The sequence below is a fragment of the Dawidia soli genome (assembly GCF_018598185.1).
Lineage (GTDB): Bacteria > Bacteroidota > Bacteroidia > Cytophagales > Cyclobacteriaceae > Ohtaekwangia > Ohtaekwangia soli.
The window spans coordinates 1-23,843 of the sequence record NZ_JAHESC010000008.1; the positions used below are offsets into that span (position 1 = coordinate 1).

General features: G+C 54.3%; 18 protein-coding genes. 6 read left to right on the forward strand and 12 right to left on the reverse strand.

Annotated elements, in window-relative coordinates; translation table 11 throughout:
* The 9 genes from KK078_RS07225 to KK078_RS07265 all read right to left on the reverse strand — a co-directional run.
* The coding region (locus KK078_RS07225; RefSeq protein ID WP_254089582.1) for a HAMP domain-containing methyl-accepting chemotaxis protein at positions 1-1,739 on the reverse strand (1,739 nt) is incomplete at its 3' end.
* A gap of 28 nt (positions 1,740-1,767) precedes the next feature.
* Positions 1,768-2,247 (reverse strand): chemotaxis protein CheW, encoded by a 480-nt coding sequence (locus KK078_RS07230; RefSeq protein WP_254089583.1) that lies wholly within the window; start codon positions 2,245-2,247, stop codon positions 1,768-1,770.
* A gap of 5 nt (positions 2,248-2,252) precedes the next feature.
* Positions 2,253-4,268 carry a chemotaxis protein CheA gene (locus KK078_RS07235; protein WP_254089584.1) on the reverse strand — a complete coding sequence of 672 codons (2,016 nt, stop codon included), beginning with the start codon at positions 4,266-4,268 and terminating at the stop codon, positions 2,253-2,255.
* Positions 4,258-4,635 carry a response regulator gene (locus tag KK078_RS07240; protein ID WP_254089585.1) on the reverse strand — a complete coding sequence of 126 codons (378 nt, stop codon included), beginning with the start codon at positions 4,633-4,635 and terminating at the stop codon, positions 4,258-4,260. Before KK078_RS07240 ends, KK078_RS07235 begins: the two co-directional genes overlap by 11 nt.
* Before the next feature lie 388 nt (positions 4,636-5,023).
* The gene (locus tag KK078_RS07245; RefSeq protein ID WP_254089586.1) at positions 5,024-5,725 is read right to left on the reverse strand and encodes a histidine kinase dimerization/phospho-acceptor domain-containing protein; all 702 of its coding nucleotides are present in this window, start codon (positions 5,723-5,725) and stop codon (positions 5,024-5,026) included.
* Positions 5,725-8,226: a PAS domain-containing protein gene (locus tag KK078_RS07250; RefSeq protein WP_254089587.1), complete on the reverse strand. Its 2,502-nt coding sequence runs from the start codon at positions 8,224-8,226 to the stop codon at positions 5,725-5,727. Before KK078_RS07250 ends, KK078_RS07245 begins: the two co-directional genes overlap by 1 nt.
* Before the next feature lie 140 nt (positions 8,227-8,366).
* On the reverse strand, positions 8,367-9,116 hold the full coding sequence (locus KK078_RS07255; protein ID WP_254089588.1) for a LytR/AlgR family response regulator transcription factor: 750 nt from the start codon (positions 9,114-9,116) through the stop codon (positions 8,367-8,369).
* A 55-nt stretch (positions 9,117-9,171) separates the two neighbouring features.
* Positions 9,172-12,276 carry a PAS domain S-box protein gene (locus KK078_RS07260; RefSeq protein WP_254089589.1) on the reverse strand — a complete coding sequence of 1,035 codons (3,105 nt, stop codon included), beginning with the start codon at positions 12,274-12,276 and terminating at the stop codon, positions 9,172-9,174.
* Positions 12,277-12,357: 81 nt separating this feature from the next.
* Positions 12,358-13,110 (reverse strand): sensor histidine kinase, encoded by a 753-nt coding sequence (locus KK078_RS07265; RefSeq protein WP_254089590.1) that lies wholly within the window; start codon positions 13,108-13,110, stop codon positions 12,358-12,360.
* A 382-nt stretch (positions 13,111-13,492) separates the two neighbouring features.
* Between KK078_RS07265 and KK078_RS07270 the strand changes: the two genes are divergently transcribed.
* Entirely contained in the window at positions 13,493-14,857 is a 1,365-nt protein-coding gene (locus KK078_RS07270; RefSeq protein WP_254089591.1) for an alanine/glycine:cation symporter family protein, read from the forward strand.
* Here KK078_RS07270 and KK078_RS07275 read toward each other — a convergent pair.
* A complete protein-coding gene (locus KK078_RS07275) occupies positions 14,854-16,299 on the reverse strand; it encodes a TonB-dependent receptor (protein ID WP_254089592.1) in 1,446 nt (481 codons plus the stop codon). The genes KK078_RS07270 and KK078_RS07275 overlap by 4 nt on opposite strands.
* A 171-nt stretch (positions 16,300-16,470) precedes the next feature.
* Between KK078_RS07275 and KK078_RS07280 the strand changes: the two genes are divergently transcribed.
* A complete protein-coding gene (locus KK078_RS07280; RefSeq protein ID WP_254089593.1) occupies positions 16,471-16,863 on the forward strand; it encodes a hypothetical protein in 393 nt (130 codons plus the stop codon).
* Here the strand turns inward: KK078_RS07280 and KK078_RS07285 are convergent, their stop codons facing one another.
* On the reverse strand, positions 16,864-17,304 hold the full coding sequence (locus KK078_RS07285) for a tellurite resistance TerB family protein (RefSeq protein ID WP_254089594.1): 441 nt from the start codon (positions 17,302-17,304) through the stop codon (positions 16,864-16,866).
* A gap of 38 nt (positions 17,305-17,342) precedes the next feature.
* On the reverse strand, positions 17,343-19,028 hold the full coding sequence (locus KK078_RS07290) for an AMP-binding protein (protein WP_254089595.1): 1,686 nt from the start codon (positions 19,026-19,028) through the stop codon (positions 17,343-17,345).
* A gap of 657 nt (positions 19,029-19,685) precedes the next feature.
* Between KK078_RS07290 and KK078_RS07295 the strand changes: the two genes are divergently transcribed.
* The 4 genes from KK078_RS07295 to sufD all read left to right on the forward strand — a co-directional run bounded on the left by KK078_RS07295 (position 19,686) and on the right by sufD (position 23,841).
* On the forward strand, positions 19,686-20,171 hold the full coding sequence (locus tag KK078_RS07295) for an Lrp/AsnC ligand binding domain-containing protein (protein WP_254089596.1): 486 nt from the start codon (positions 19,686-19,688) through the stop codon (positions 20,169-20,171).
* An 85-nt stretch (positions 20,172-20,256) separates the two neighbouring features.
* Positions 20,257-21,702 carry a Fe-S cluster assembly protein SufB gene (gene sufB / locus KK078_RS07300; protein WP_254089597.1) on the forward strand — a complete coding sequence of 482 codons (1,446 nt, stop codon included), beginning with the start codon at positions 20,257-20,259 and terminating at the stop codon, positions 21,700-21,702.
* Positions 21,703-21,756: 54 nt separating this feature from the next.
* A complete protein-coding gene (gene sufC / locus KK078_RS07305; RefSeq protein ID WP_254089598.1) occupies positions 21,757-22,512 on the forward strand; it encodes a Fe-S cluster assembly ATPase SufC in 756 nt (251 codons plus the stop codon).
* Between the two features lie 15 nt (positions 22,513-22,527).
* The gene (gene sufD / locus KK078_RS07310; protein WP_254089599.1) at positions 22,528-23,841 is read left to right on the forward strand and encodes a Fe-S cluster assembly protein SufD; all 1,314 of its coding nucleotides are present in this window, start codon (positions 22,528-22,530) and stop codon (positions 23,839-23,841) included.
* The last annotated feature ends 2 nt before the right edge of the window (positions 23,842-23,843 follow it).

The following is a 23,843-nucleotide window of genomic DNA, read 5'->3' on the forward strand; positions in this document are numbered from 1 at the left end:
GCGCGCACGGTCTTCGACGATATTTCGGTGATCTCCGCGGCGGCCTTCTGGCTGCGCTCGGCAAGCTTGCGCACCTCGGCAGCCACGACGGCAAATCCTTTGCCATGTTCGCCGGCACGGGCGGCTTCTACGGCCGCGTTAAGCGCCAGCAGGTCGGTCTTCGACGCAATCTCCTCGATGATGGCGATCTTCTCGGCAATGTTGGTGATCGCTTCCACGGTCTCTGACACGGCGTCGCCGCTGATCTGTATATCTTTGGTCGCCTTGTTGGCGATCTTTTCGGTCTCGCGTGAATTGTCGGTGTTCTGCTGGATGTTGGCTACCATCTGCTCCATCGAAGAAGATACTTCTTCCGATGCGCTGGCTTGCTCTTGCGCACCCTGCGACATCTGCTGGGAGGCCGACGCCACCTGCTGGCTGGCCGCCGACACGTTTTCGGCGCCGTTGTAGATCGTCGTGGCGATCTCGCGCAGGTTGGTCACCATGGTTTCCAATGCGTCGTCCAGGTCACCGCCTTTGTTGCGAATGGTGCTGAAGTCAATGGTCAGATCTCCTTTGGATACCAGCTTGGCCACTTCCACGCTGTTGCGCAGCTTCTCCACCATCAGTTGAAGCTCCTGCAGCATATCGCCGATCTCGTCCTGCTTCTCGATGCGCACATCGGCACCGAAGTCGCCTTTGCCGACCTTACGGATCGTATCTTTTGCTACGTTCAACGACGAGGTGATGTCACGTAACAACCAGATCGCTACCAGTGAACCGATGACGATGGCCAGGATGATGATGATCATCATCGTGCGGATCGTACTGGCGTACATTTCGTCGACCGTAATACGGTCTTGCGCCAGCTTGCCTTCGATATCGGCCTCGATCTCGCTCAGCACCGCGTCGGATGCGTCGTCGAGCTTCTCCACTTCGCCTTCCGATAAAGCCTCGGCGCGAGTGTTCGAGTTCTTCTGCGCCAGGTCGCGCACACGCAGGTGCAGGTTATAGAAGTTGCTATACTGCATCTGGTATTTGTCGAAGAGCGCTTTGTTTTCGCCCACCAGGCTGCCGCCGATGGCCGTACCCAGGATCTCGATCTTGTTCTCAATCTCCCCTGTCTTCTGGATAACGGCCTTGTTTGCTTCTTCGGTCTCGGCGGCGATGAGGGTCTTCTCCGAATTCTTTAACTCCACCAGGTAGCCCCGGATCTGGTATACTCTGTCGAGCTGTGCTTTGTCGCCCCCAGCGTTCAGGCGTGCGATCAACTCTTCCAATGTCGATTTTACCTTTGCATATTCTACATACGCTTCGTTGTCAGATAACAACGCCGCCTGGATCTCTGAATTTTCCATGGCCAGCTGTATCACATTCGAACCCGCATTCAAAAAGTCGTTCACGCGGGCCCGCAGATTTTTAATCTTCACTACCGTCTCTTCCCCGCTGATGCTTTCCAGCTCTGCCATTGTGCCGGTAAGCTCTTGCGTAAATCCATCGATGGAACGTTTGATGGCGTTCATGCTCTCGAGGTCTTCGGCCTGGATCAGCTTCTTCTGGTCGCGGCTGATCTCTGTTAAATTTACTTCAATGTCGCCGATCAATTGCAGCTGCACGGCGGTCTTGTCGGTGATTTCGTTCAGCTTGTCGTTAATGTCGCTGATACTGGAATACGAGATTGCAAAGATCACGCCCATCAGGATCAGCAGGGTGGTGAACGCTGCTATCAGTTTGGTGCGGATCGTCAAATTATTCATCATAGATAATAAAGATTAAAGCCGTGGTATATTAGTTAAGTGTATTGAGCTGTACGATGTCTGCCGTGGAGAAGATCCGGGCAATGTCCATGATCATGGTAATGTCGCCGCGGTTGTTTACGACGCCGGTAATCGGCGCGTGTGTTTTATAGTTCTCGAAGTCGGGCGCCTCTTGTATATCGTCTGCCGTCAGCTCGATGACTTCCTTGGCAATATCTACCAAGGCGCCTACCTGCAAGCTCTTGTCTTCTTCCGTCGTCAGGTCCAGGATCATGATGCGGCTCTTTTTTGTGATCTCCGTTCGCTGCAGGCCGAGCTTCATGCGTGTGTCGAGGAGCGGCAGCACCCTGCCCCGCAGGTTGATGATGCCCAGCATATAGTCGGGGGCATTCGGCACCTTGGTGACCTGCTCCAGCTCCACGACTTCCTGGACGTTCTCCACGCTGATGGCAAATTTCTCTTCGCCCAACGAGAAGGTCAGGTATGCGTGTGATTCGTAATGTTTACTCATTATAGTTAGACAGTGATTGTATTCACGCTCATGGAAAACAAACGCGCCGGATCGAGTACCAGGGCGAGGTTCCCATTACCGAGGATCGTACTCCCCGAAATAAAGTCCTGGTGCTTATAGACGTCCCCCAGGGGCTTCATGACGGTCTGCATCTTGCCTTCGATCTTGTCGACGGCAATACCCTTGCGCGCACCGTTTACCTGCACCGAAATTATATCGGTCGTTCGCGGCGGGGGCAGCCCCGCATGGAACTGCTCGCGCAGGGAGAGCACAAACAAGGGCTCTTCATTGACGACGACTGTTTTGTTGACCTTGTTATCGCGGCAAAGCTCCGCGTACGGTATCCGGTCGATACGCTCGACGACATTCATCGGTACCACATAACGTGTTTCCGCTACGTTTACCAGCAGGCCTTCGATGATCGATCGCGACAACGGCAGTTTGATGTGGATGACGGTTCCGTGTCCCGGCTGGCTCTTTACCGAGACACTTCCCCGCAGCTCTACTATCTTTTGTTTGACCACATCCATCCCCACACCACGACCCGATACATCGGAGATCTGTGATGCTGTAGACAATCCGGGATGGAAAATGAGATCGTATATCTCGTCGTCCGTCAGGTTGGCGTCGGCGGCCACCAGGCCTTTCTCCTGCGCCTTCTTCAGAACGTTCTCTTTGCAGATTCCTTTTCCGTCATCGCTGATGACGATGTTTACATAGGCACTCGAGTTGAATGCTTTCAGCTTGACGGCACCGTGCTCGGACTTACCGGCCGCTTTGCGCACTTCGGGTGTTTCGATACCGTGGTCGATGGCGTTCCGGATGATGTGGATCATCGGGTCGGCCATCAGCTCGATCACGTCTTTATCCATTTCCGTCTCGGCGCCCTCGCTCAGGAAGTTTACCTTCTTGCCCAGCTGCCGCGAAAGATCGCGCACCAGGCGCTTGAATTTTGTCACCAATGTTTCCACCGGCACAAGGCCTATCTCCAGCGAGGTATCGCGCAGGCGGCCCGTGATCATTTCCAGTTGCTCGGTCACGTTCGTCAGCGCCGGATGCTGCAGGGACAAAGCGGTGTTCGACAGCTGCGCCTGCAGGATGATCAGCTCGCTGATCCAGTTCAGCAGGTCGTCGACTTTGCGTTTGCTTACTTTTATAAAGCTGTCGGAAGCGACACGTTTACGCCCGGCAGCGGCATCACCTTCGCCTTCTTCCTCCAGCGGCGCCGTATAGGTGGTCTGACGCCGGTCCAGGATCGGTTGGAGCTGTTCCAGCGCGACAGGCTGTCCTTGCAGCGCGTCCAGGTATTCGGTGAACGCCGCATCTTCAAACAGGTCGCCGGGAGCCAGGCGGATGTATTCAACCGCGCATTCGTTCTCGACGAACATGAAATAACTCTCGAGCTCCGCCTGGGATGTGGTCGTGGCGATGATCACCTCCCACAGCGCTACTTCTCCCGACGGATGTTTATGCACCAGCACACGGCAGTTGCCCAGGATCGCTATATCTTGTAAGATGAAGATAAGCGGATGGTTGCCATCTTCCGTCAGTGCGACAGACGGCGACACGCGCAGAAAGAAGGTAGCCAGTTCGTCCTTCGAAACCGTAGTGCCCGAGAGGTCGGCAAGGTCACCGGTGGCTTCAGCAGCCTTCAGGAACTCCATGGCTACCTGTAAATGCTCTTTCAGCGCGTCGCTATTGTTGATGCGAGTAGCATCTTTTTCTTTCAGCAGGTCCCGCACTTTGTCGAATGCGTGCAGGGTGATGCTGATCAATCCATCGGACACCTGCATTTTTCCCTGCCGCACGTAGTCGTACAAGGTCTCCAGCTGGTGGGCCAGGCTCCCGATGTTTTCAAACCCGAACATGTTGGCGCCGCCCTTGATGGTATGCATGGTGCGGAACACCTGCTCCAGGGGGGCACTGGCATGTGGGTTTGCTTCGAGCTGTAATAATCCTTCGTCGAGCTCGTTCAGCAGATCCAGCGCGTCCTCAATGAACCGCTTCTGGTTAATGTCCATTGGACAGCGCGTTTTCTATCTGTGCAAAGAACGTTTCCGAGCGGTATGGTTTTTTAATCCACGCCGTCAGTCCCGCCTCCTTGGCGCTACGCATCTTGTCCGGGTTCGATTCGGTCGTTAAAAAAATGACGGGTACTTTCGACACCGTCGGGTTATCTTTGATCTTTTTGAGCAGTTCATAGCCCGTGCAGTCGGGCATGTTGTAGTCGGTCAGGACCAGGTTTACTTCCTCTGTTTCGGTCAGGACCTTGTATGCTTCGTTGCCGTTGGCCGCGCCCAGTGTCTGGTACCCTTTGCGCTGGAGCGTTTCACATACAAAATCGCGGATGCTGGCAAAGTCGTCTACTACTAGAATGGTTTGTTTCATACGGGGGAGTATTGAAATATGTTCGAATTAACGTTGAAACCCCGGATGGGAACAGCGCGCGCGATTAGGTGGGCGGACTGAGTTATTAAGTGGGGAGTTCTGTCGATCAACGTACGGGTTCCGACGATAAGCGGCTGGAAACGGGGGAGTAAGTGTCTGACGCGGTTTAACCGTCGTACGCCCGAATGGCACGGCCCTGAAAGCAGAAAAGCCCCGTGGCCGTCTGCCAGCGGGGCTTTCTAATTCCTGTAACCCTTAAACCCAAAACCTATGATACAGGAGAATTTTACTGTGTATGTGCTACAAATATACGGCGGCCCCGAGGCGACCGATAGAGGAAATGAGCAGGTGGGAGAAGCAAATGAGCAGGCGGAAGAAGTCGCCGGGTCTACGGCTGCGTCGCCGGGTGGATGGGTAACGGCTGCTGATGGCCGAAATCTGCCTGGTACAGCAGTTTGATGAGGCGGTCATCCAGTTGCGTGGCGCTGGCCTCCAGCATATCGGCCAGCAGCCCCAGCTCCGTATCGTCGGGGCGATTCTTGAGCAGGCGGATCAGCCCCCGGATGTTCGCCACCGGCCCGCGCAGGTCGTGCGACGTGCGATAAACGAAATCCTCCAATGCTCTGCGGTTTTCCGCCAGTTGCTGGTGGAGCTGACGGACGATGTCGAGGTTCTTTAGCTTCAGAACAATGTAGCCATTGTAATCGCTGATCAGTCCCAGGTAAAACCCGGACAAGCCAAAGACAACGGCCTGGCCGTTGCTGGTCTGCAGCGAAACGACGATCTCCTTAAAAAAACCCGCGCCCAACGCTGCCTGTAACATCGGCTGCAGGTCTTCGTCCGCGCCGCCCAGGTAGTTGATGCTTTGCCCTTCGAGCGCCCCGGCGGTGTACCCCAGCGTACGCAGGATGGGGTGGCTGACCATCGCGATCCGGAAGCGGCCGTCGAGTATGACCGAGTCTTCGAAGATCGTCGCCAGGTTGCGCACAATATCACTCTCGGCAATCAACGCCGGCGGGAGCGTCTGCTCCGGAATGTTCCATTCATAGTCCTGCATCACCTTTCGTTCCCTGTCATCACTCCGTTGCATCAGAAAAGTTTGGGAAGCTTTAACGCCTCCGCCTGCCTGTTATACAGGGTCAGCGCGAGGGTATCGTCCGTAATATGATACCGCGCTCCGATGTATTGCACGATCTTGCCGGTGTCGTCTTTTACCGGTACGATCGTGGCGTCCACCCAATAGTGGGTGCCGTCCTTGGCGCGGTTCTTAATAATCCCTTTAAACACCTGTCCGGCTTTGATCGTTTGCCAGAAGAGGCTGAACAATTCCTTCGGCATATCGGGGTGCCGGAAGACGCTGTGCGGCTTGCCGATCAGCTCTTCGCGTTTGTATTTGGACACCTCACAGAGCTTGTCGTTCACCAGCGTAATGACGCCGCGTTCATCTGCTTCCGACAGGATCGTGGTCAGCCCCAGTACGCTCTCCCGCTTTTCCGCCTGCTTTTGCAGGTTTACACGCTCGGTGATGTCTTTGGCAAAGCCGGCGATCGCAAATACCTCGCCTGCCTCGTTGCGCAGCGGCGCAAAGCTATTGGCATAATATGACGTCTCGCCGTTGGAGCTATAGGTCGAGATCTCCTCGAAGGACTCTCCTTTCAAGGCGCGTTCATACAACGCCCGCTGTTTATCCTGTTCCGCCTTGTCGGGGAACAGCGACAGGATCTCAAACCCCTTCTTCAACGGTATGCCCATACTTTCCAGGGCATCACCGAAGACTCGGTTGAAGCTGATCAGGCGGAAGCTCTTATCCAGGGTGTAGATCGAGTCCGTCGCCGCATTTATCAGCTCGTTCAGGTATCGCTCGTTTTCCTGCGTCTGCCGTTGCATCTCCACCTGTTGCGTCACCTCGTGTGAATAGGACGCCAACGCAAAGATTTCGCCGGCATCGTTGTACAGCGGCGCGTTGATGCTGGTGTGGTAGGACGTAACACCGTTGGCCGTATAGTCGGTGGTCACTTCAAAGGTCTCTCCTTTCAGCGCCCGCAGGTATAGCGCGCGTTGCTTTTCGCGCTCCTCGCCTTCGGGGAAAAGCGACAGCATCTCAAAGCCTTTCTGCAACGGTACGCCCATGCCTTCGAGGGCCGCGCCAAAGGCTTTGTTGTAGCTAATCAGCTTCAGGTCCTTATCCAGGGTGTAAATGGAATCCGTCGACGCGTTGAGCAGCTCGTTCAGGTACCGTTCCTGCGCTTGTACGGATTGAAGGATCCGCTGCATTTCCTCCTGGGTGGCGGAAAGCTCTTCCATGTTCTGGCGCAGCTCTTCTTCCTGCGCCTTCAGCTCTTCCGACTGATGCTGGGCATCGTTCTTGGCTTTTATTATTTGCGTTACGTCCTTGGCGAAGACCGCGGCGGCCATGACGTCGCCGGCATCGTTGCGGATAGGGCTGTACGACAGCTGATAATACATATCCGTACCGTTGACACGCACGTGGTCTGTCATTTCGAAGGATTCGCCTTCGAACACACGCTGGTAAAGGCCCCGGTAACGCTCTTTTTCTTCGGCGGTAGCGAAAATACGCGTGAGGTCAAAGCCTTTGCCGATATCCATGCCGGCGTAGGTGGACCGGAACTGGGTATTGCAGTTGATGATCTGCATGTTTTTGTCCACCGTCAGGATCGAATCGGTCGAAGCATCGATGAGGTCGATCATGTAACGCTCCTTGCCCTGCACTTCGGTCAGCACGCGGTGCATCTCTTCCTGCGTGGCGGCCAGCTCCTCCATGTTCTGCCGCATCTCCTCTTCCTGCGAGCGCATCTGCTCGGCCTGCTGTTGGGTCTCCTCCAGCAGCTTGCGGGTGCGGTCGTTGGTCTTTACCGCCAGCACCGTGGCGGCAATGCTCTCGGCCAGTTTTTCCACAAAGTCGATCTTGTACCGCTTGATCTCGGTGAACGAGGCGATCTCGATCACCCCGAGCACCTGCTCTTCGATCTTCAACGGCACGATCAGCAGCGCCTTGGGCGAGGCCTCGCCCAGGCCGGAGGTTATGCGAATGAAGTCTTTGGGAATAACCGTCAGGTAGGTGGTGCGTTTTTCCAACACCACCTGGCCGGTCACCCCCTCGCCGATCTCGATGCGCTGGGTGAGGTGTTTCTTGCGGTCGTAGGCATAGCAAGCCAGCATTTCCAGGTACATGTCGTCGTGGCGGTCGTCGTTGACCACGTACAACGCCCCCTGGTTGGCACCCATGTATTTTATGAGGTTGCTGATGATGTCTTCGGCCAGCACCTTGATGTCGTCGTTCTTCGAACGCAGGATGTCCACAAACTTGGCCAGGCCTTCTGTCACCCAGTTGCGCTGACGCTCCTCCTGCGAGAACCGCTTCATTTGATCGCGCATGCTGATCAGGGACGACGCCAGCAGGTTTCCGTTGTCGACCTTATCGTCGCCGTTGTACTGCACTTCGAGGTTACCCTGTTCGATCTCCTTGACAAAGCGTGTGGCCCCCGCCACCTCCTGCTGCCCGGAGGCTATCCGTTGGTTAAGGGTGTCGAGGTAGTTTTTCTTGATCAGGGCGTACGAGAGGAATTTCATGCGGTGTGGTGTTAAGGAGTAGATGAAATCAAAAAGTAATGACGGCGGAAGACAATTGCCAATACAATGTTACCCGGGCACCGGGTATCCAGGAATGGGTATTGAGCAAGTGGCCGTCGTGAATGAGCGGATGGTCCCGATCAGAGTTTTGTGCCGATGCGAGACAAAAAGCCCTCTTTTTTTCGTTTGGAGACGTCCAGGGATTTGTCATTGTTCATGATGACATAGCCCCCCTCTCCCCGCACATATTTTTTGATGGCGTTCAGGTTGATCAGGTAGGAATTATGAATGCGATAAAAGTTATGGTCTGCCAGCAGGTCTTCGTACTCTTTCAGTGTCCGGCTTACAATACACTTCTTGCCATCGGCAAAGGTGATCTCGGTGTAGTTGCTGGACGCTTCGCAGTACAGGATGTCCTGGATCTTTACAAAGAGCAATCCATCGGACGTCGGCAAGGTCAGCTTATAGTTGTCGGTAGAACCGGTGCGCAGATTTTGCATGAGCTGCTGCAACCGGGTGGCAATCGTGTCACCCTTGCGCTTCTCGACCTTGGTCAGCGCGCGCTTGAGCTCCTCTATATCGATGGGCTTGAGCAAGTAGTCGATGGCCGAGAACCGGAAGGCCTTGATGGCGTATTCCGAATAGGCCGTGGTGAAGATGACTTCAAAGTCGATTTCCGGCAGCCGCGTCAACAGGTCAAACCCCGTTTCCCGCTGGAGTTGAATGTCAAGAAACACCACGTCGGGCTTGTTCTCCTGGATCGCTTCGATCGCCTCGGCAATATTCTGGCAAAGGGCCTTAACGGTCACGTTTTCGCAGAAGTCTTCCAGCAGAATTTTGAGGCTCTCCCTGCTTTTGAGCTCGTCGTCGACAATTATACTTGTGATCATAGAGAAGGTCAGACCTAATTTACCAAAAGTATCCTGAAATCCAGTACCGGCAAATTTAAAATCTTACCCAGATACTTATTCTTGTACCAGCGGCGCTTCCATCGGGATGAACCAGGTCGTCTATTCCCAACGAAACATTGCTCAGCTCGTTGATAAGTCGCAACCGTTCTTCTGTCAGCACCGTGCCCATGGACGTATGTTTTGGGAAGTTCTTTTCACGCAACTGGCGGGCTGCCTCCCGGCCGATGCCGTCGTCTTCGACAATGAACAGCACGCGCTCGGCATCATACCGCACACAGATCTTCAGCAGCCCCTTGCCGGGCTTGTTATACAACCCGTGCAGAATGGCATTTTCTACGTAGGGCTGTATCAGCAGCGAGGGAATCTCGATGTTTTCACTATCCAGCTCAGGGTCGACCTCCAGCACAAATTCGAATTTGCTTTCGAATCGCACCATCTCCAGGTTGATGTAGTGTTTTAACAGGTCCAGCTCGTCGGCAATGCTGATCTTGTCGTTGACCGAGTGGTTCAACACGCCGCGGATCAGCTTGGAGAATGTCGACAGGTAGTTGATCGCGTTTTGCCGGTCGTTCTTGGCAATGAAGAACTGTATGGAGTTCAGTGCGTTAAAAATAAAATGCGGGTTCATGACCGACCGCAGCGCCATCAGCCGGAGGCCCCCGATCTTTTTGTTGGCTTCGGCCAGCTCGAGGTTCTTGCGGTTTAGCTCCTCCTCCTTCTGCTTGCGCTCGGTAATATCCTGGGCGTAGACCGATGCCCCGATGATGCGGTTGTTTTCAATGATCGGATGCAACGAGGCAAGAATAGCCCGGCCGTTGAGGTCGGATTCCTCGAGCACCGACTCCCCGGCAAAGGCACGGTTGTACAACATCTTCCAGTATTGCACGTACTCCTCCGGCAGAAATTGCCGCGAGATATCCAGCACGTTCTGCCCCACCCCGAACTGTACCTGATCGGTATTGTACTGTACCATTTCGTGAAACGACCGGTTCAGCGCCGTGATCTTATAGTGCAGGTCCAGCGACCAGATGCTCATGTCGGTGTTGTTGATGATGGCATCCAGCTTGGCTTCGTTCTCGATGATCTTTTCCTCCGCCTTTTTCCGCTCGGTCATGTCGCGCACCACCACCAGCATGTGATTTTCACCCGATAGCTGAATGCGTTTGGTCGTGACCGAACCAAAGAACTGACGGCCGTCCTTGCCGTGGAACTGCGTTTCCAGCGTCACCCCGCCTTCCTGGAAGTAGGACTCGAAGTACTTTTGCTTCATATCCTTGTCCACCCAGATCTCGAAGTCGGTGGACGACCGGCCGATCACTTCCTCGCGCGTATAGCCCGAGATCATTTCGATCTTACTGTTCACATCGATCAACACGAGGTCGTGCTCGCGGAAGATCATCATCAGGTCGGGGCTCAGATCGAAAGCCTTGCGGAAACGTTCTTCAGCAGCCTTGGACTCGGATATATCTTTGACCACGCTCAGCAGGTGGCCCTCTCCTTCGATCTCGATGCGGTTGCTGGTCACCAGGACATCGATCAGGCTCCCGTCCTTGCGCCGCCACTGCGTCTCCACCTGCGCATGACCGTTTCTGAAATACGTGTCGTAGAACTTCTCGCGGACCGACGGATGGATAAACAGCGCCAATTCCTGTACGGGCCTGCCGACAATTTCTTCCTTGCGAAATCCCAGTACCGTATACGCGTTGTCGTTCACATCTACCAGCACACCGTCGCGCTCGCGGTGTATGGACATGAGGTCGGGACTAAAGCGAAAAGCCTTGGAAAATTTCTCTTCGCTGGAGCGCAGCCGTTCCTCGGCTTCTTTAAAATACGTTATGTCGTACGTCAGCCCCAGGATGCGGCGCACGCCGTAGTCTTCGAGCAACGGGTGCGCGGTGATCCGCACCCACTTATGATAACCCAGGGGCGTTTTAAGCTGTACAGTGATGTCGGACGGCCGGTGATCCTTCAACAGCGTCGTGAACGACTGGCTCACCACGGCCTCGCTACCATCTTCGTAGAGCCGGTTCACCTCTTCGAAGTCGCTGCAATTAAAGGAAGGATCGACACCGTAGATATTATACATCTCCGCCGACCAGAACATGGTCTTATGCTCGGCGTCGTACTCCCAGCTGCCGATCTTGGCAAGCTTTTGTGATTGATTGAGGATAAACTCGCGCTCGGACAGCTGTCGGATGTTGATGTGCAGCTGGTCGTTGATCTGGCGCAGCTCCTCTTCCGTCGACGCGAGCTCTTCCTCGCGCACCTGCAGCGAATAGTTCAGGCTGCGCTGGTGTTGCAAGGTATCTTCCAGCAGGAGCTCGCGCAGGCGTTCGCGGGTTATATCGACCCAGCTGCCCACGGCTTTATAGGCCTTGCCAAACGGATCGCGCAAAAACGTGCCCTGGTCGATGACGTAGGCGATCTTTCCGTCGGCCTTTTTAAACCGGTAGGTATCAAAGAAGCTTTCTTCCGTCGCCATGGCGCGGTCGAAGTTCTGCTCGACGCGCTCGCGATCTTCTTCATGGATCCCTTCCACCCAGTCTTGCAGCCTGTAGGAAGGTTTGTTAAAACCAAACTCTTCCAGGGTCGAGCTGCCGGACATCCACGACAAGCGGTTGTTGGGTATATCGTATTCCCACATGGCCGCGCTCGAGAGCTCGGCGATCAGTTTAAAGCGGTTGCGTTCGTCTTCCAGTGTGCTCAGGACCTGCTCGAGCTTCTGCTCGCGCATCCGCTCTTCGCTCACGTCGCGCCAGCTGCCGATCACACGCTGCGCGATGCCGTGCTCGTTTCGCAGAAAGCGCATGGTATCGTGAATGACGTAATAGTTATTACCGGCACCGCAAAAGCGATACTCATGTACAAAATTGCTGCAGGCCGGGTCCTGCAGTGCCTGCTCGAATCCTTTTACTGCACGCTCGGCGTCGTCGGGATGTACGTTGTCACGCCAGAAGTTGGGTGAGATCGGATCTTGCGGAACGGCATATTTCCGCTTGTTGGCGGACGAAGCAAACCAATACGGATGCGACTTGTTAAAGTCGATCACCCAGATCGCCTCGTTAATGCTATCCAGGATGCTCGAGAACAACGTTGCATCCAGTAACGAGCTGAATTCCTTATCACTGATAGTCCCCAAGAGCCCACACTTTGTAACGAAGTTACGGGCTAATTGCAATTTTCCAATAGTCAGCCGCCGGTCTCCTTTCGGGAGGGACGACTAAGCCTGGAGACGGGCCTGGCCCAGGTGGTTGGGAATTTCCACGATGAACGTCGTGCCCTTGCCGGTGGCCGATTGCACGCTGATGGTGCCCTGCAACCTGGCAACAGCATCTTTAACGATGTACAGGCCCAGGCCCGACCCCTGCCCTTCGCTGCTGACGCGGAAAAACATATCGAAGATCGATTCCTGGTGCTCCTGCGCAATGCCGATCCCGTTGTCGGAAAAGCGGATCAGTGCCCGCTCGGTATCAACGCTGATATGCACGTCGAGGAACGAATCCTGGCGTGTGCTGTTGCGGTAGCGTACGGCGTTGGAGATAATATTGTTAAAGACCATGAACATGCGGCTGGCGTCTGAATAGAACGGCGCGCGGATGTCGATGTAGTGCGTGCTCCGTACGTGCTCGGCGCCCTCCATAAACCGCAAGGCTTCCAAGGACTCCTGCAGCAGGGCCGCGAGGTCTACTTCCTTTTCTTCCACATCGGTGCGCGTGTTGCGCGAGTATTGGATGATATCGGTGATGAAGTCATCCAGCCGGCCTACGCTCTTCTCGATCAGCGCCAGGTACAGATCGGTGTGCTTCTTTTCTGTATCAAGCTTGATCATGTTCAGCAAGCCCTTGACACTCATCAGGGGAGCGCGCAGATCGTGCGAGGCGCTGTACACAAAGCGATCGAGCTCGGCATTGACCCTTCGCAACTCCTCGTTCTGACGTTCCATTACATTTCCATTCTCCACGGTCCGATACATTAGTTTAGTGGTTATAAGACTTGAGGGGTCTTTTGTGCTCCGGACATTCCATCCATCAGTATATCAAAATATCTGCCAGGTATTAAGACCAAATTTTCAATGGTATAACCCGTTTTTCACAGAATGTTTTTATAACGCTGTGGCTGGCGTAATATTTTCTTCTGTCGTCAGGGATTATAATAGCTTCGATATAAGGTTGCTATGAGCTGTGGATCGCGTTGGAATAGGTATGCTCGCTTGCTGGCGCATACTCCGGCATTCCACCATGCCAATAATCTACTCATCAAGTAGGAAATAACTCCTTTTTATTACTTTTGAGCCTCTAAAGTAGATTCAGTTGCGTTCTTGTTCTCTATTCGCCCTTTTCTCCCTGCAGTCCTTTTTGGACGATCTATCCGGCTACATCTGGTGGCCGGTACTGTTCCTGATCATGGGGGGTGGTTTGTTCTTTTTGCTCTATTCCCGGTTTATCCACTTCCGGCATATCAAACACGCCATCGATGTGCTGCGCGGAAAATATGACGATCCGGACGCTCCCGGGCAGATCAGTGCGTACAAAGCGCTCTCTACGGCATTGGCTTCCACCGTGGGCATTGGCAATCTTTCCGGGGTGGCGACGGCCATCGCCCTGGGCGGCCCGGGTGCCCTCTTTTGGATGTGGGTCACGGCGATCGTCGGGATGTCGACAAACTTCTTTACCAGCACGCTGGCCAGCCTCTACCGCGGCAAGGACAGCAACGGCGAATTGCAAGGCGGCCCCATGTATGTCATTCGCGAGGCCCTGGGCAAGCGCTGGCAGCCCTGGGCCGTGATGTTCTGTCTCTGTTGCATGGTAGGCGCTTTGCCGATCTATCAGGCCAACCAGCTTACACAAGCCATCTTCGATATCGGGTTCAACGCCCAGCCTGTGGGCGGTGTATCGGCCGGTACGAATAAGCTCTTCATCGGCATCGTGCTTTGCGCCATTGCATCGACGGTTATCGTCGGCGGTATCCAACGCATCGGCAACTGGGCGGGTCGGCTGGTGCCGGTGATGATCGTGCTGCACTTTGCTTCGGTGATGATCATCCTGGTGGCGTATGCCGACCGCGTGCCGCGGTACCTGGCCATGATCTTTGAGGATGCCTTTGCTGCGCATCATTATCACGGGCAACCGTTCCTCGGGGGGATGCTGGGCGGTATCATTATGCTGGGGGTGCGTCGCGCTACGTTCTCCAACGAGGCGGGCATCGGCACGGCGCCGATGGCGATGGGCGCGTCCAAAAGCTCGGCTCCCGTACAGGAAGGGCTGGCATCGATGCTCAGCCCCGTGATCGATACGATCGTGTCGTGCACATTGACCGCGCTGGCGATCCTGGTGACGGACGTCTGGCAGACCAGCCGATCATCGGGTATCACGTTAACCGCCGAAGCGTATGGAAAAGCCATGCCCCTGGGCGGACACTATGTGCTGCTGGTGTGTACACTGGTGTTTGGTATCAGTGCGTTGTTCTCGTATAGTTACTACGGACGAAAAGCATTGGCCTTTCTGATCGACGAGCGTTATAGCGCCGGCTATGATTACGTCTACCTGGCGATGATCGTGGTGGGCGCCGTGGCGTCTATGGAGACCATGCTCTACGTCATCGACATTGCCTTTGCGCTCATGGCCGTACCGACCATGATCACGAGCATGGTACTGGCACCGAAAGTCATGGCCGAAGCGCGGCGTTACTTCCAGGACGGGCGCCATAAACAAAAACGCTAAGGCTGTGCTTCGGGCACGATGGTAACATCGGCCGTATCGCCGGAAGGCAGATCGAACAGGTGCTGGTCGCGGATCGCTTCTTCTACCTTGTGCGGCACAAACTTCTCCCATCCCGGCTCGCCCTTGCGGATCATCGCCAGCACATTGTCGGAGATGATGTGCAGCTTGCGGGTGTCGGCATCGCTCACGTCCTCGAGCTTGTTGTTGTCCATGAGGTACCGGAACAGGTTCTTGAGGTTGGCGGGGAGCCCGTCCTCAAAATTCTTCAGCGTAAAGAGCGATGCGTCCGGACGCAGGGCCGGATAGACATACAGTTTGACATTGGTGCCGAACAGCGAGGCAAAGCACTCGAGTATACCGCCGCGGATGTTCTCGTAGGTCTTTTCATCAAATACCTTTTGCAAGGCGAAGATGCCCATGATGATACCGATCTTTTTACCCCGTGTGATCTTGGAGAGGTATTCCACCAGGCGGTAATATTCGAAGTAGTTCGAGATCATAACGTTCTGCCCCAGCGAGCAGAGGATGTCGGCACGGTGCAGAAAGTCTTTTTCATCGACCGTACCTTCCGAGCTCAGATCGTTCAGCGTAAGCTCCGAAAGCAGTACGATGTTCGAGCGGGTAACGTCGGGTTCTTGTTTAAAATGGCGACGCGAAGTCAGCAACATGTCGACGTTGACGTGGGTCGGCGGACGGAAGCGGCCGCGCAGCACCAGCACATTCTTTTTATAGAGCTCGTCCGAGGGCTGCATCACGTTGCCGTCGGGGCCGAACATGGCGGCCTTGGTCAGGCCGTTCTTCACCATCTTCAGCGCCATGAGGCGGTTGTCTACGTGCTTGAAGTCGGGGCCCGATATACGGAACATGTCGATCTCGATGCGGCGTGCCGTAAGCCCGTCGAGCAACGACATCAGCATTTCTTCCGGGTCACTCAGGAACATGCACGAGTAGATCATGTTAACGCCCACGATGCCCAGCGAATATTGTTGCTGCAGCGGGTCGTTGTCGTGCATCTTGACGTGTATAACGCAGTCGTTGGGCTCGCTTTGCGGGTGCAGCTGAAACCGCAGTCCGATCCACCCGTGACCCTGGTTGGTACGCTCGTAGTTGAGCACCTCCACGGTGTCGGCAAAGGCAAAGAAGCGCGTGGTCTCGATGCGGTGCGGTAAACGCTCGGGCAGCAGCACGTACTCGTGGTCGAGCATGCGCATCAACCGGTCTTCACACACGTACCGGTCTCCTACACCATAGATCGCGTCACTGAATTTCATGTCGTACGCCGACATGGTCTTGGCAACGGTGCCGGAAGCTCCTCCAACTTTGAAAAAATTGGCTGCTACTTCCTGTCCTGCCCCAATCTCTGCAAACGAGCCGTAGATCGCTTTGCTGAGATTGATACGCAATGCCTTCTCTTGCGTCGTTAATTTTCTGAATTCATCCATACGCTGGTCTCCACGCGGGCCTAAGTTACTTTTAATCGGCTACGGTTAAAACGAAAAGTGTAAAAAATAGCCGCCGTGATGCCGTCTGTATACTAACACGAATTGTGCCCAAAAACGTTTCCAACCGTTCCTACGGTATTCGTGTCTATTACCACATAAACCTACTTACATATGGTAAAAATACCATTCATTCTTCGGCCGTTGACCGTTCTCCTGTTTTCTGCCGGAGTATTGGCCTGCGGCAGCGACGACGATACTGGATCCGCTTGTGACGACGGAAGTGACCGCGTTTGTGGTGTTTGTAATCCGGTAGAGAACCTGGCATGGCTTCGTGACAAAATTGCGGCGCTGGAAAATAGCGAAGAAGGTGATGAGATCACCCTTTACACCGGTACGTACGAGAATCGGATCGTTATTGTACAAGGCTCGTGCTGCGCGGCGTGCCTTTGGATGCCCGTGCTCTGGACATGCGATGGCCAGCGACTCGACGAGTCGACGTCGATGCAAAACATTGCCGATCAGAAATTGATCTGGCACGGCAGCCACTGCCAGCGCTACGACTAATTATACCGGCTGTGCGAGGAATCGCTCCTTTGCCTGCTGTTTGATCTGATCCCAGTCGTCGGGCGGTGGCGGTGTGCCGCGATCGAATTCTTTCAACAACCATTGCACCAGCTCTTCTTTCATACCGAACTGGCGCACGGCGTCTTGGCAGAACCGGATCTCATGCTCATCCACCACCTCGTCGGCATACACCATCAGCACAAGGTCGTACAGCAGGTTCATTTTATCATGGTGATTGTCGGGAACGTTGAGCACGTATTGCTCGTTGCTTTCCACGAGCTGTTGCACCTGGCGATCCTTCAAACCGTAGCGACGGCCGATCTTGTACAGCAACGCTTCTTCCTTCTCGTGCATATGCCCATCCACTTTCGCAAGCGCCAGCAGGTTCTTGATGTGATTCTTTTTGTACGAGAGGTACTGATGTTCAAAAAAGCCCATCATAGGCAGTGTCTTTTTGTTAGGTTCGTAAAAGCAGTATACTAGGCCGCCGCGGCCTTTTCTTCCTTCAGCGCGCGACGCAGGATCTTCCCGACGTTGGTCTTCGGCAGCTCCGTGCGGAACTCCACCAGCTTCGGTACTTTATAATTCGTCAGATTTTCATGGCAGTAATCTTTCACCTCTTTTTCGGTCAGGCTCTGGTCTTTCTTTACAATAAAGACCTTGATCACCTCGCCCGACTTTTCGTCGGGCACACCGATGGCCGCGACCTCCAGTACTTTGGGATGTCCCGCCAGCACGTTCTCGATCTCGTTGGGGTATACGTTGAATCCCGATACCTTGATCATGTCTTTTTTACGATCGACGATCTTGAAGAAGCCGTCTTTGTCCATGATGCCGATGTCGCCCGTGCGGAACCATTCTTTTTGAAAGAATACACCTTCATTGTCTTTTTGCCAGTACCCCGACATCACCTGCGGCCCGCGGGCGCACAGCTCGCCGGTCTCGCCTTCCGCCAGCCGGTTGCCGTCGTCATCGAACACCGCCACCTCTGTGTTGGGCATCGGCAGACCGATGGTGCCCAGGCGATGTTTGCCGTCCAGGGGATTACAGCATAACACGGGCGAGGTCTCGCTCAGACCATAGCCTTCGATCAACGCCGAACGTGTCACCTGCTCCCACTTCTTGGCCACGGCGTCTTGCAACGCCATGCCGCCTGCCACAGAGCCTTTCAGGTGCGAGAAGTCGAGGTTCTTAAAGTCGGGGTTGTTGAGCAACCCGTTGAACAGGGTGTTCACCCCGGTGATGATCGTGAACCGGTGTTTGCCCAGCTCCTTCACGAAACCTTTCATATCGCGCGGGTTGGTAATCAGCACATTCTTTACCCCGGTGCTGAACATCAGGAAACCGTTTACCGTCAGGGCGAAGATGTGATACATCGGGATGGCCGTGATGATCAGGTCGTCGCCGCCGCGTGTATCCTGTAAGTAGGGCTGGAACCACTGGGTGATCATGGAGTTATGCGCCACGATGTTGCCGTGCGAAAGCTTTGCGCCTTTGGCAACGCCCGTCGTGCCGCCGGTGTATTGCAATACCGCCAGATCGTCGTTTGTCAGTTTGGGGGCATCGAGCTTTAACGACGCTCCCTTCTTCATGACTTCCTTAAACGAAAGCGCGGTCGGCAAGTGATAGGCCGGCACCATCTTCTTGATGTGTTTCACCACCAGGTTTACGATCGTGCCTTTCAGACCGCCCAGCATGTCGCCGAGCTGGGTGACGATGATATGTTTGAGCGAGGGTACGTTGTCTTTGATCTTTTCCAGGTGGCTGGCAAAGTTGGCCACGATGACGATGGCCGAGATGCCGGCGTCCTTGAACTGGTGTTCCATTTCGCGCGGCGTGTACAGCGGGTTGGTGTTCACCACGGTGAGGCCTGCACGCAAGGCGCCGAAGAATACGATCGGAAACTGCAGCAGGTTGGGCATCTGAATGGCGATGCGGTCTCCTTTCTTCAGGCCGAGATCTTTCTGCAGGTAGGCGGCAAAATGCCCCGACAGCTCGTCAACCTGTCCGAAGGTTAGCGTGACCCCCATATTTTCAAAAGCAACCCGGTCGCGGAAACGCTCCACACTCTTTTCGAAAAGCTCGATCAGCGAGTCGTACTCATAGAGCTTTATTTCATGTGCAACCTGAGGGGGATAATGCTTAAACCACGGAAAATCTTTCATAGTTAATCAGACGCGTGTCGTATCAAATTTTAATAATCCAAAGCAAACGATTGTTCGCAGTAAATCAAACAGGAATGTAAGAATTTGGCCATGAACACGTGTTGGACGACGGGCAAAGTGCATAAAAAAACCCGTTCCGGAAAACCGGAACGGGTAGCTCTAGAATAACTCATTAACCTAAACTGAGCTGCTGTAGGAGAAGGATTCGAACCTCCACGGAGCGGTTAGGCTTTGTACTGACCCTGTATTCCAGAAAATGACGGGATCAGCGCATTGCTTTGTTCCTTTTCCTCCACCCTCGAGACCGGAGGGCATGTCTGCCAATTTCAACACCCTACAATGTGTATCTTTGTGTGTGCGTGTGCGCGGCTGTAGGAGAAGGACTCGAACCTCCACGGAGCGGTTAGGTCGCCAAAGGCTGGACTTTATTCCGTTACCTCCACCCTCGAGACCGGAGGGCTTGTCTGCCAGTTTCAACACCCTACAAGATGTTTATTTTTGTGTGAGCAAGCGTGTGTGTTTGTTTCTGTCTCGTTGTAAATTATGTAACAAAGTAACACATTAACTGGTACCGGAATCAATAAATGATTCCAATAATTGTATACTTTTCAATATTATTTCATATTTTTGAATTAACACTAACAACCAATTTTACGCATGGCAGAAAATTATAAAGTTGACAATGTAGACCTGAAGATTCTGGAGATTTTAATGCAGGATGCCAAGAAGCCTTACACCGAAGTAGCCAAAAAAGCCTTCGTATCGGGTGGAACGGTGCACGTACGGATGAATAAGATGGAGGAAGCGGGCATTGTCGAGAAAACGACATTGAAAGTGAACTACGCCAAGCTGGGCTACGACATCACCGCTTTCATTGGGATTTTCCTTCAGAAAAGCGCCTTGTACGACCAGGTGATCGCCAAGATCAAAGCCATCCCGGAGATCACCAGCATCCATTATACAACCGGCAATTACAGCATGTTCTGTAAGATCCATTGTAAGGATACGAATCACCTCAAACTGGTATTGCACGACAAGATCCAGCAAGTGGAAGGCATTGAACGCACCGAGACCATGATCTCCCTGGAAGAGAGCCTGGACCGCAGCCTGAACCTCGTCGATCAAACAATTTCAAATAAATAAGAAGGCCCAGGAACCTTAAAATGCCTTTTTTGTTAGTAATTTTGTAGGTTGTTTAAAATTAGTCTAAATAGACTACTTGATCACTATGAGTAAAGACAATCAGGTACTGGAAGAGCTCACGTCAAAGGAGTACGAGCACGGGTGGACGACAGACATCGAGACGGATTCCGCCCCGAAGGGATTAAATGAGGATATCATCCGGTTTATTTCCGCCAAGAAGAACGAGCCGGCGTGGTTGCTGGAGTGGCGTCTTAAAGCCTACCAGCAGTGGACCAAGATGAAAGAGCCCACATGGGCCAATGTGAAATTCCCGGAGATCAACTACCAGGACGTGATCTACTATTCTGCCCCCAAGCAGAAGGTAACGCCCAAGAACCTGGAGGATGTCGATCCCGAGCTGATCAAGACCTTTGAAAAGCTGGGCATCTCGCTGACCGAGCAAAAGCGCCTTACCGGCATTGCCGTAGACGCGGTGATCGACAGCGTATCCGTTGCCACTACCTTTAAGGAAACGCTCGGCGAGCTGGGTATCATCTTCTGCTCCTTTAGCGAAGCCGTGCAAAAGCACCCCGACCTGGTGAAGAAATACATGGGCTCGGTGGTTCCGGTGAACGATAACTATTTTTCTGCATTGAACTCCGCCGTCTTTACCGATGGCTCATTCTGTTATATACCCAAGGGCGTACGCTGCCCGATGGAGCTTTCCACGTACTTCCGTATCAACGCCGCCAACACGGGTCAGTTCGAGCGTACGCTTATCATTGCCGACGAAGGCTCGTATGTAAGCTACCTGGAAGGTTGTACAGCCCCGCAGCGTGACGAGAACCAACTGCACGCGGCCGTCGTGGAGATCTATGCCATGAAGGACGCCCAGGTGAAGTACTCGACGGTGCAGAACTGGTACCCCGGCGATAAAGAAGGTAAAGGCGGGATCTACAACTTCGTAACGAAACGCGGCCTGTGCTACGGCGACAGCTCGAAGATCTCCTGGACGCAAGTAGAGACCGGCTCTGCTATTACCTGGAAATATCCTTCGTGCATCCTGCGCGGCGATAATTCCATGGGCGAGTTCTATTCGGTCGCGGTAACCAACAACTACCAGCAGGCCGACACCGGCACGAAGATGATCCACATCGGCAAGAATACCAAGTCGCGGATCGTATCGAAAGGTATTTCGGCCGGTCACTCGCAAAACAGCTACCGGGGCCAGGTGCATATCATGAAACGCGCAGAAGGCGCCCGTAACTTTTCGCAGTGTGACTCGCTGCTGATGGGTGACAAATGCGGCGCGCACACGTTCCCCTACATCGACGTAGAGAACAGCACGGCGCGCATCGAGCACGAAGCCACCACCTCGAAGATCGGCGAAGACCAGATCTTCTACTGTCTGCAACGCGGTATCGACGAAGAGTCTGCCGTGGCGCTGATCGTAAACGGCTACGCCAAGGAAGTATTGAACCAGCTTCCGATGGAGTTTGCCGTAGAGGCACAAAAACTGCTGGCCCTGACGCTCGAAGGAAGCGTAGGCTAACACGCCGGCATCATTACTTATAACAGAACGTAACGAAAGATTTGAGGTATAGCGATGTTAACGATTAAGAATTTACAGGCGAAGATCGGTGAGAAACAGATCCTGAACGGTATCAACCTGGAGGTGAAGCCCGGCGAAGTACACGCCATCATGGGACCTAACGGTTCGGGCAAAAGCACCCTGGCGTCGGTCCTGGCGGGTCGTGAAGAATACGAAGTGACCGGTGGCGAAGTATCATTCGAAGGAAAAGATCTGCTGGAAATGGCGCCGGAAGACCGCGCCCGTGAAGGCGTGTTCCTGGCCTTCCAGTATCCGGTGGAAATCCCCGGTGTGAGCACCATCAATTTTATGAAGACCGCCGTGAACCAGATCCGCGAATACCGTGGCCAGCCCACGCTGGACGCGGTGTCGTTCCTCGGCGTGATGAAAGAAAAGATGAAGCTGGTCGAGATCGATCAGGCGTTGCTGAACCGCGCGCTGAACGAAGGCTTCTCGGGTGGCGAAAAGAAACGCAACGAGATCTTCCAGATGGCCATGCTCGAGCCGAAGCTCGCCGTCCTCGACGAAACAGACTCGGGCCTCGACATCGACGCGCTGAAGATCGTATCAAACGGCGTAAACAAACTGCGCAACAAGTCAAACGCTGTCATCGTGGTGACCCACTACCAGCGTCTGCTCGACTATATCGTGCCGGATTTTGTACACGTATTGTATAAAGGAAAGATCGTTAAGTCAGGCACCAAAGAACTGGCGCTGGAGCTCGAAGCCAAAGGCTACGACTGGATCAAAGAAGAAGTATCTGTACTCTAAAGCACGATCCCTGTCATGAGCGCCACTGTAACCGATAACAATACAACCTCGGAGCTAGCCGCATTGCTGGACAAGCAATTGGTGGCCACCGCCGTGGATGCCGCCCTGCGCAAAGAAGCCGCGATAGCCTTCCGCACGGCCGGTCTGCCGGCCGCCAAAGCCGAAGAATACCGGTTCACGCCGGTCACCCGCATCCTGGAAAAACAGTTCACCCTGTCGCAGCCTACCCCGGCCGGACAGGCAAGCCGGATCAACGACTACACCCTTGCCGGCCTGGAAGCCGACACGCTGGTGTTTATCAACGGCGTATTTTCCCCGGCAGATTCCAGCATTCAGAAGACGACCGACCTGACCATCCTGCCCTTGCAGGAGGCCCTGGTTTCGCATACGGCCCTGGTGCTAAAACACCTCGGTCAATATGCCGATACGGCCGCCGATGCGTTCACCGCCTGGAATACCGCGGCGTGGACGAACGGTTTGTTTGTACACGTTCCCGATAACAAGATCATCGAGCGTCCCATCATTCTGTACCACCTGCACGACACCAGCGAAGGCCAGGTCGTCACCGCGACGCGTAACCTGATCGTGGTGGGCCGGAACGCCGAGGTCACCATCCTGGAGAAATACGACTCCGCCGGGGCCTCGCCGTCGTTCTCCAACCAGGTAACGGAAGCGGTCGTTGCCGAAAATGCAGGCCTGAACCTCTACAGCATTCAACACGATGCCGGCCAGCGTCACCAGGTCGGCATGACACGCATCCAGCAGGCCAACTACAGCCGTGTCAATACCTTTACGTTCACGCTCAACGGTAAGCTTGTACGCAACAATTTACAATTGGTGCTGGACGGCGAAGGCATCGAGTCGCACATGTACGGCCTCTACCTGTTGACCGGCGACACGCTGGCCGACAACCACACCGTGGTAGACCACCGCAAGCCGAACTCGTTTAGCAACGAGCTTTACAAAGGCGTGATGGACGGCAACGCACGCGGCGTGTTCAACGGCAAGATCTATGTACGCCCGCAAGCCCAGAAGACAAACGCCTTCCAGGCGAACCGCAATATCCTGCTGAGCCCCACGGCGACGGTCAATACCAAACCGCAGCTGGAGATCTGGGCCGACGACGTGAAGTGCTCTCACGGCTGCACCTCGGGGCAGCTGGACGAGGAAGCACTGTTCTACCTGCGCGCCCGCGGCATCGACAAGCTGTCGGCACAGGCGATGATGCTGTACGCCTTTGCAGGCGAAGTCCTGACCAACGTAAAGAACCCGGTGGTGAAGGAATACCTCGACAACCTGATCAGCCAACGGCTCCACAAAAACTTTTGAGT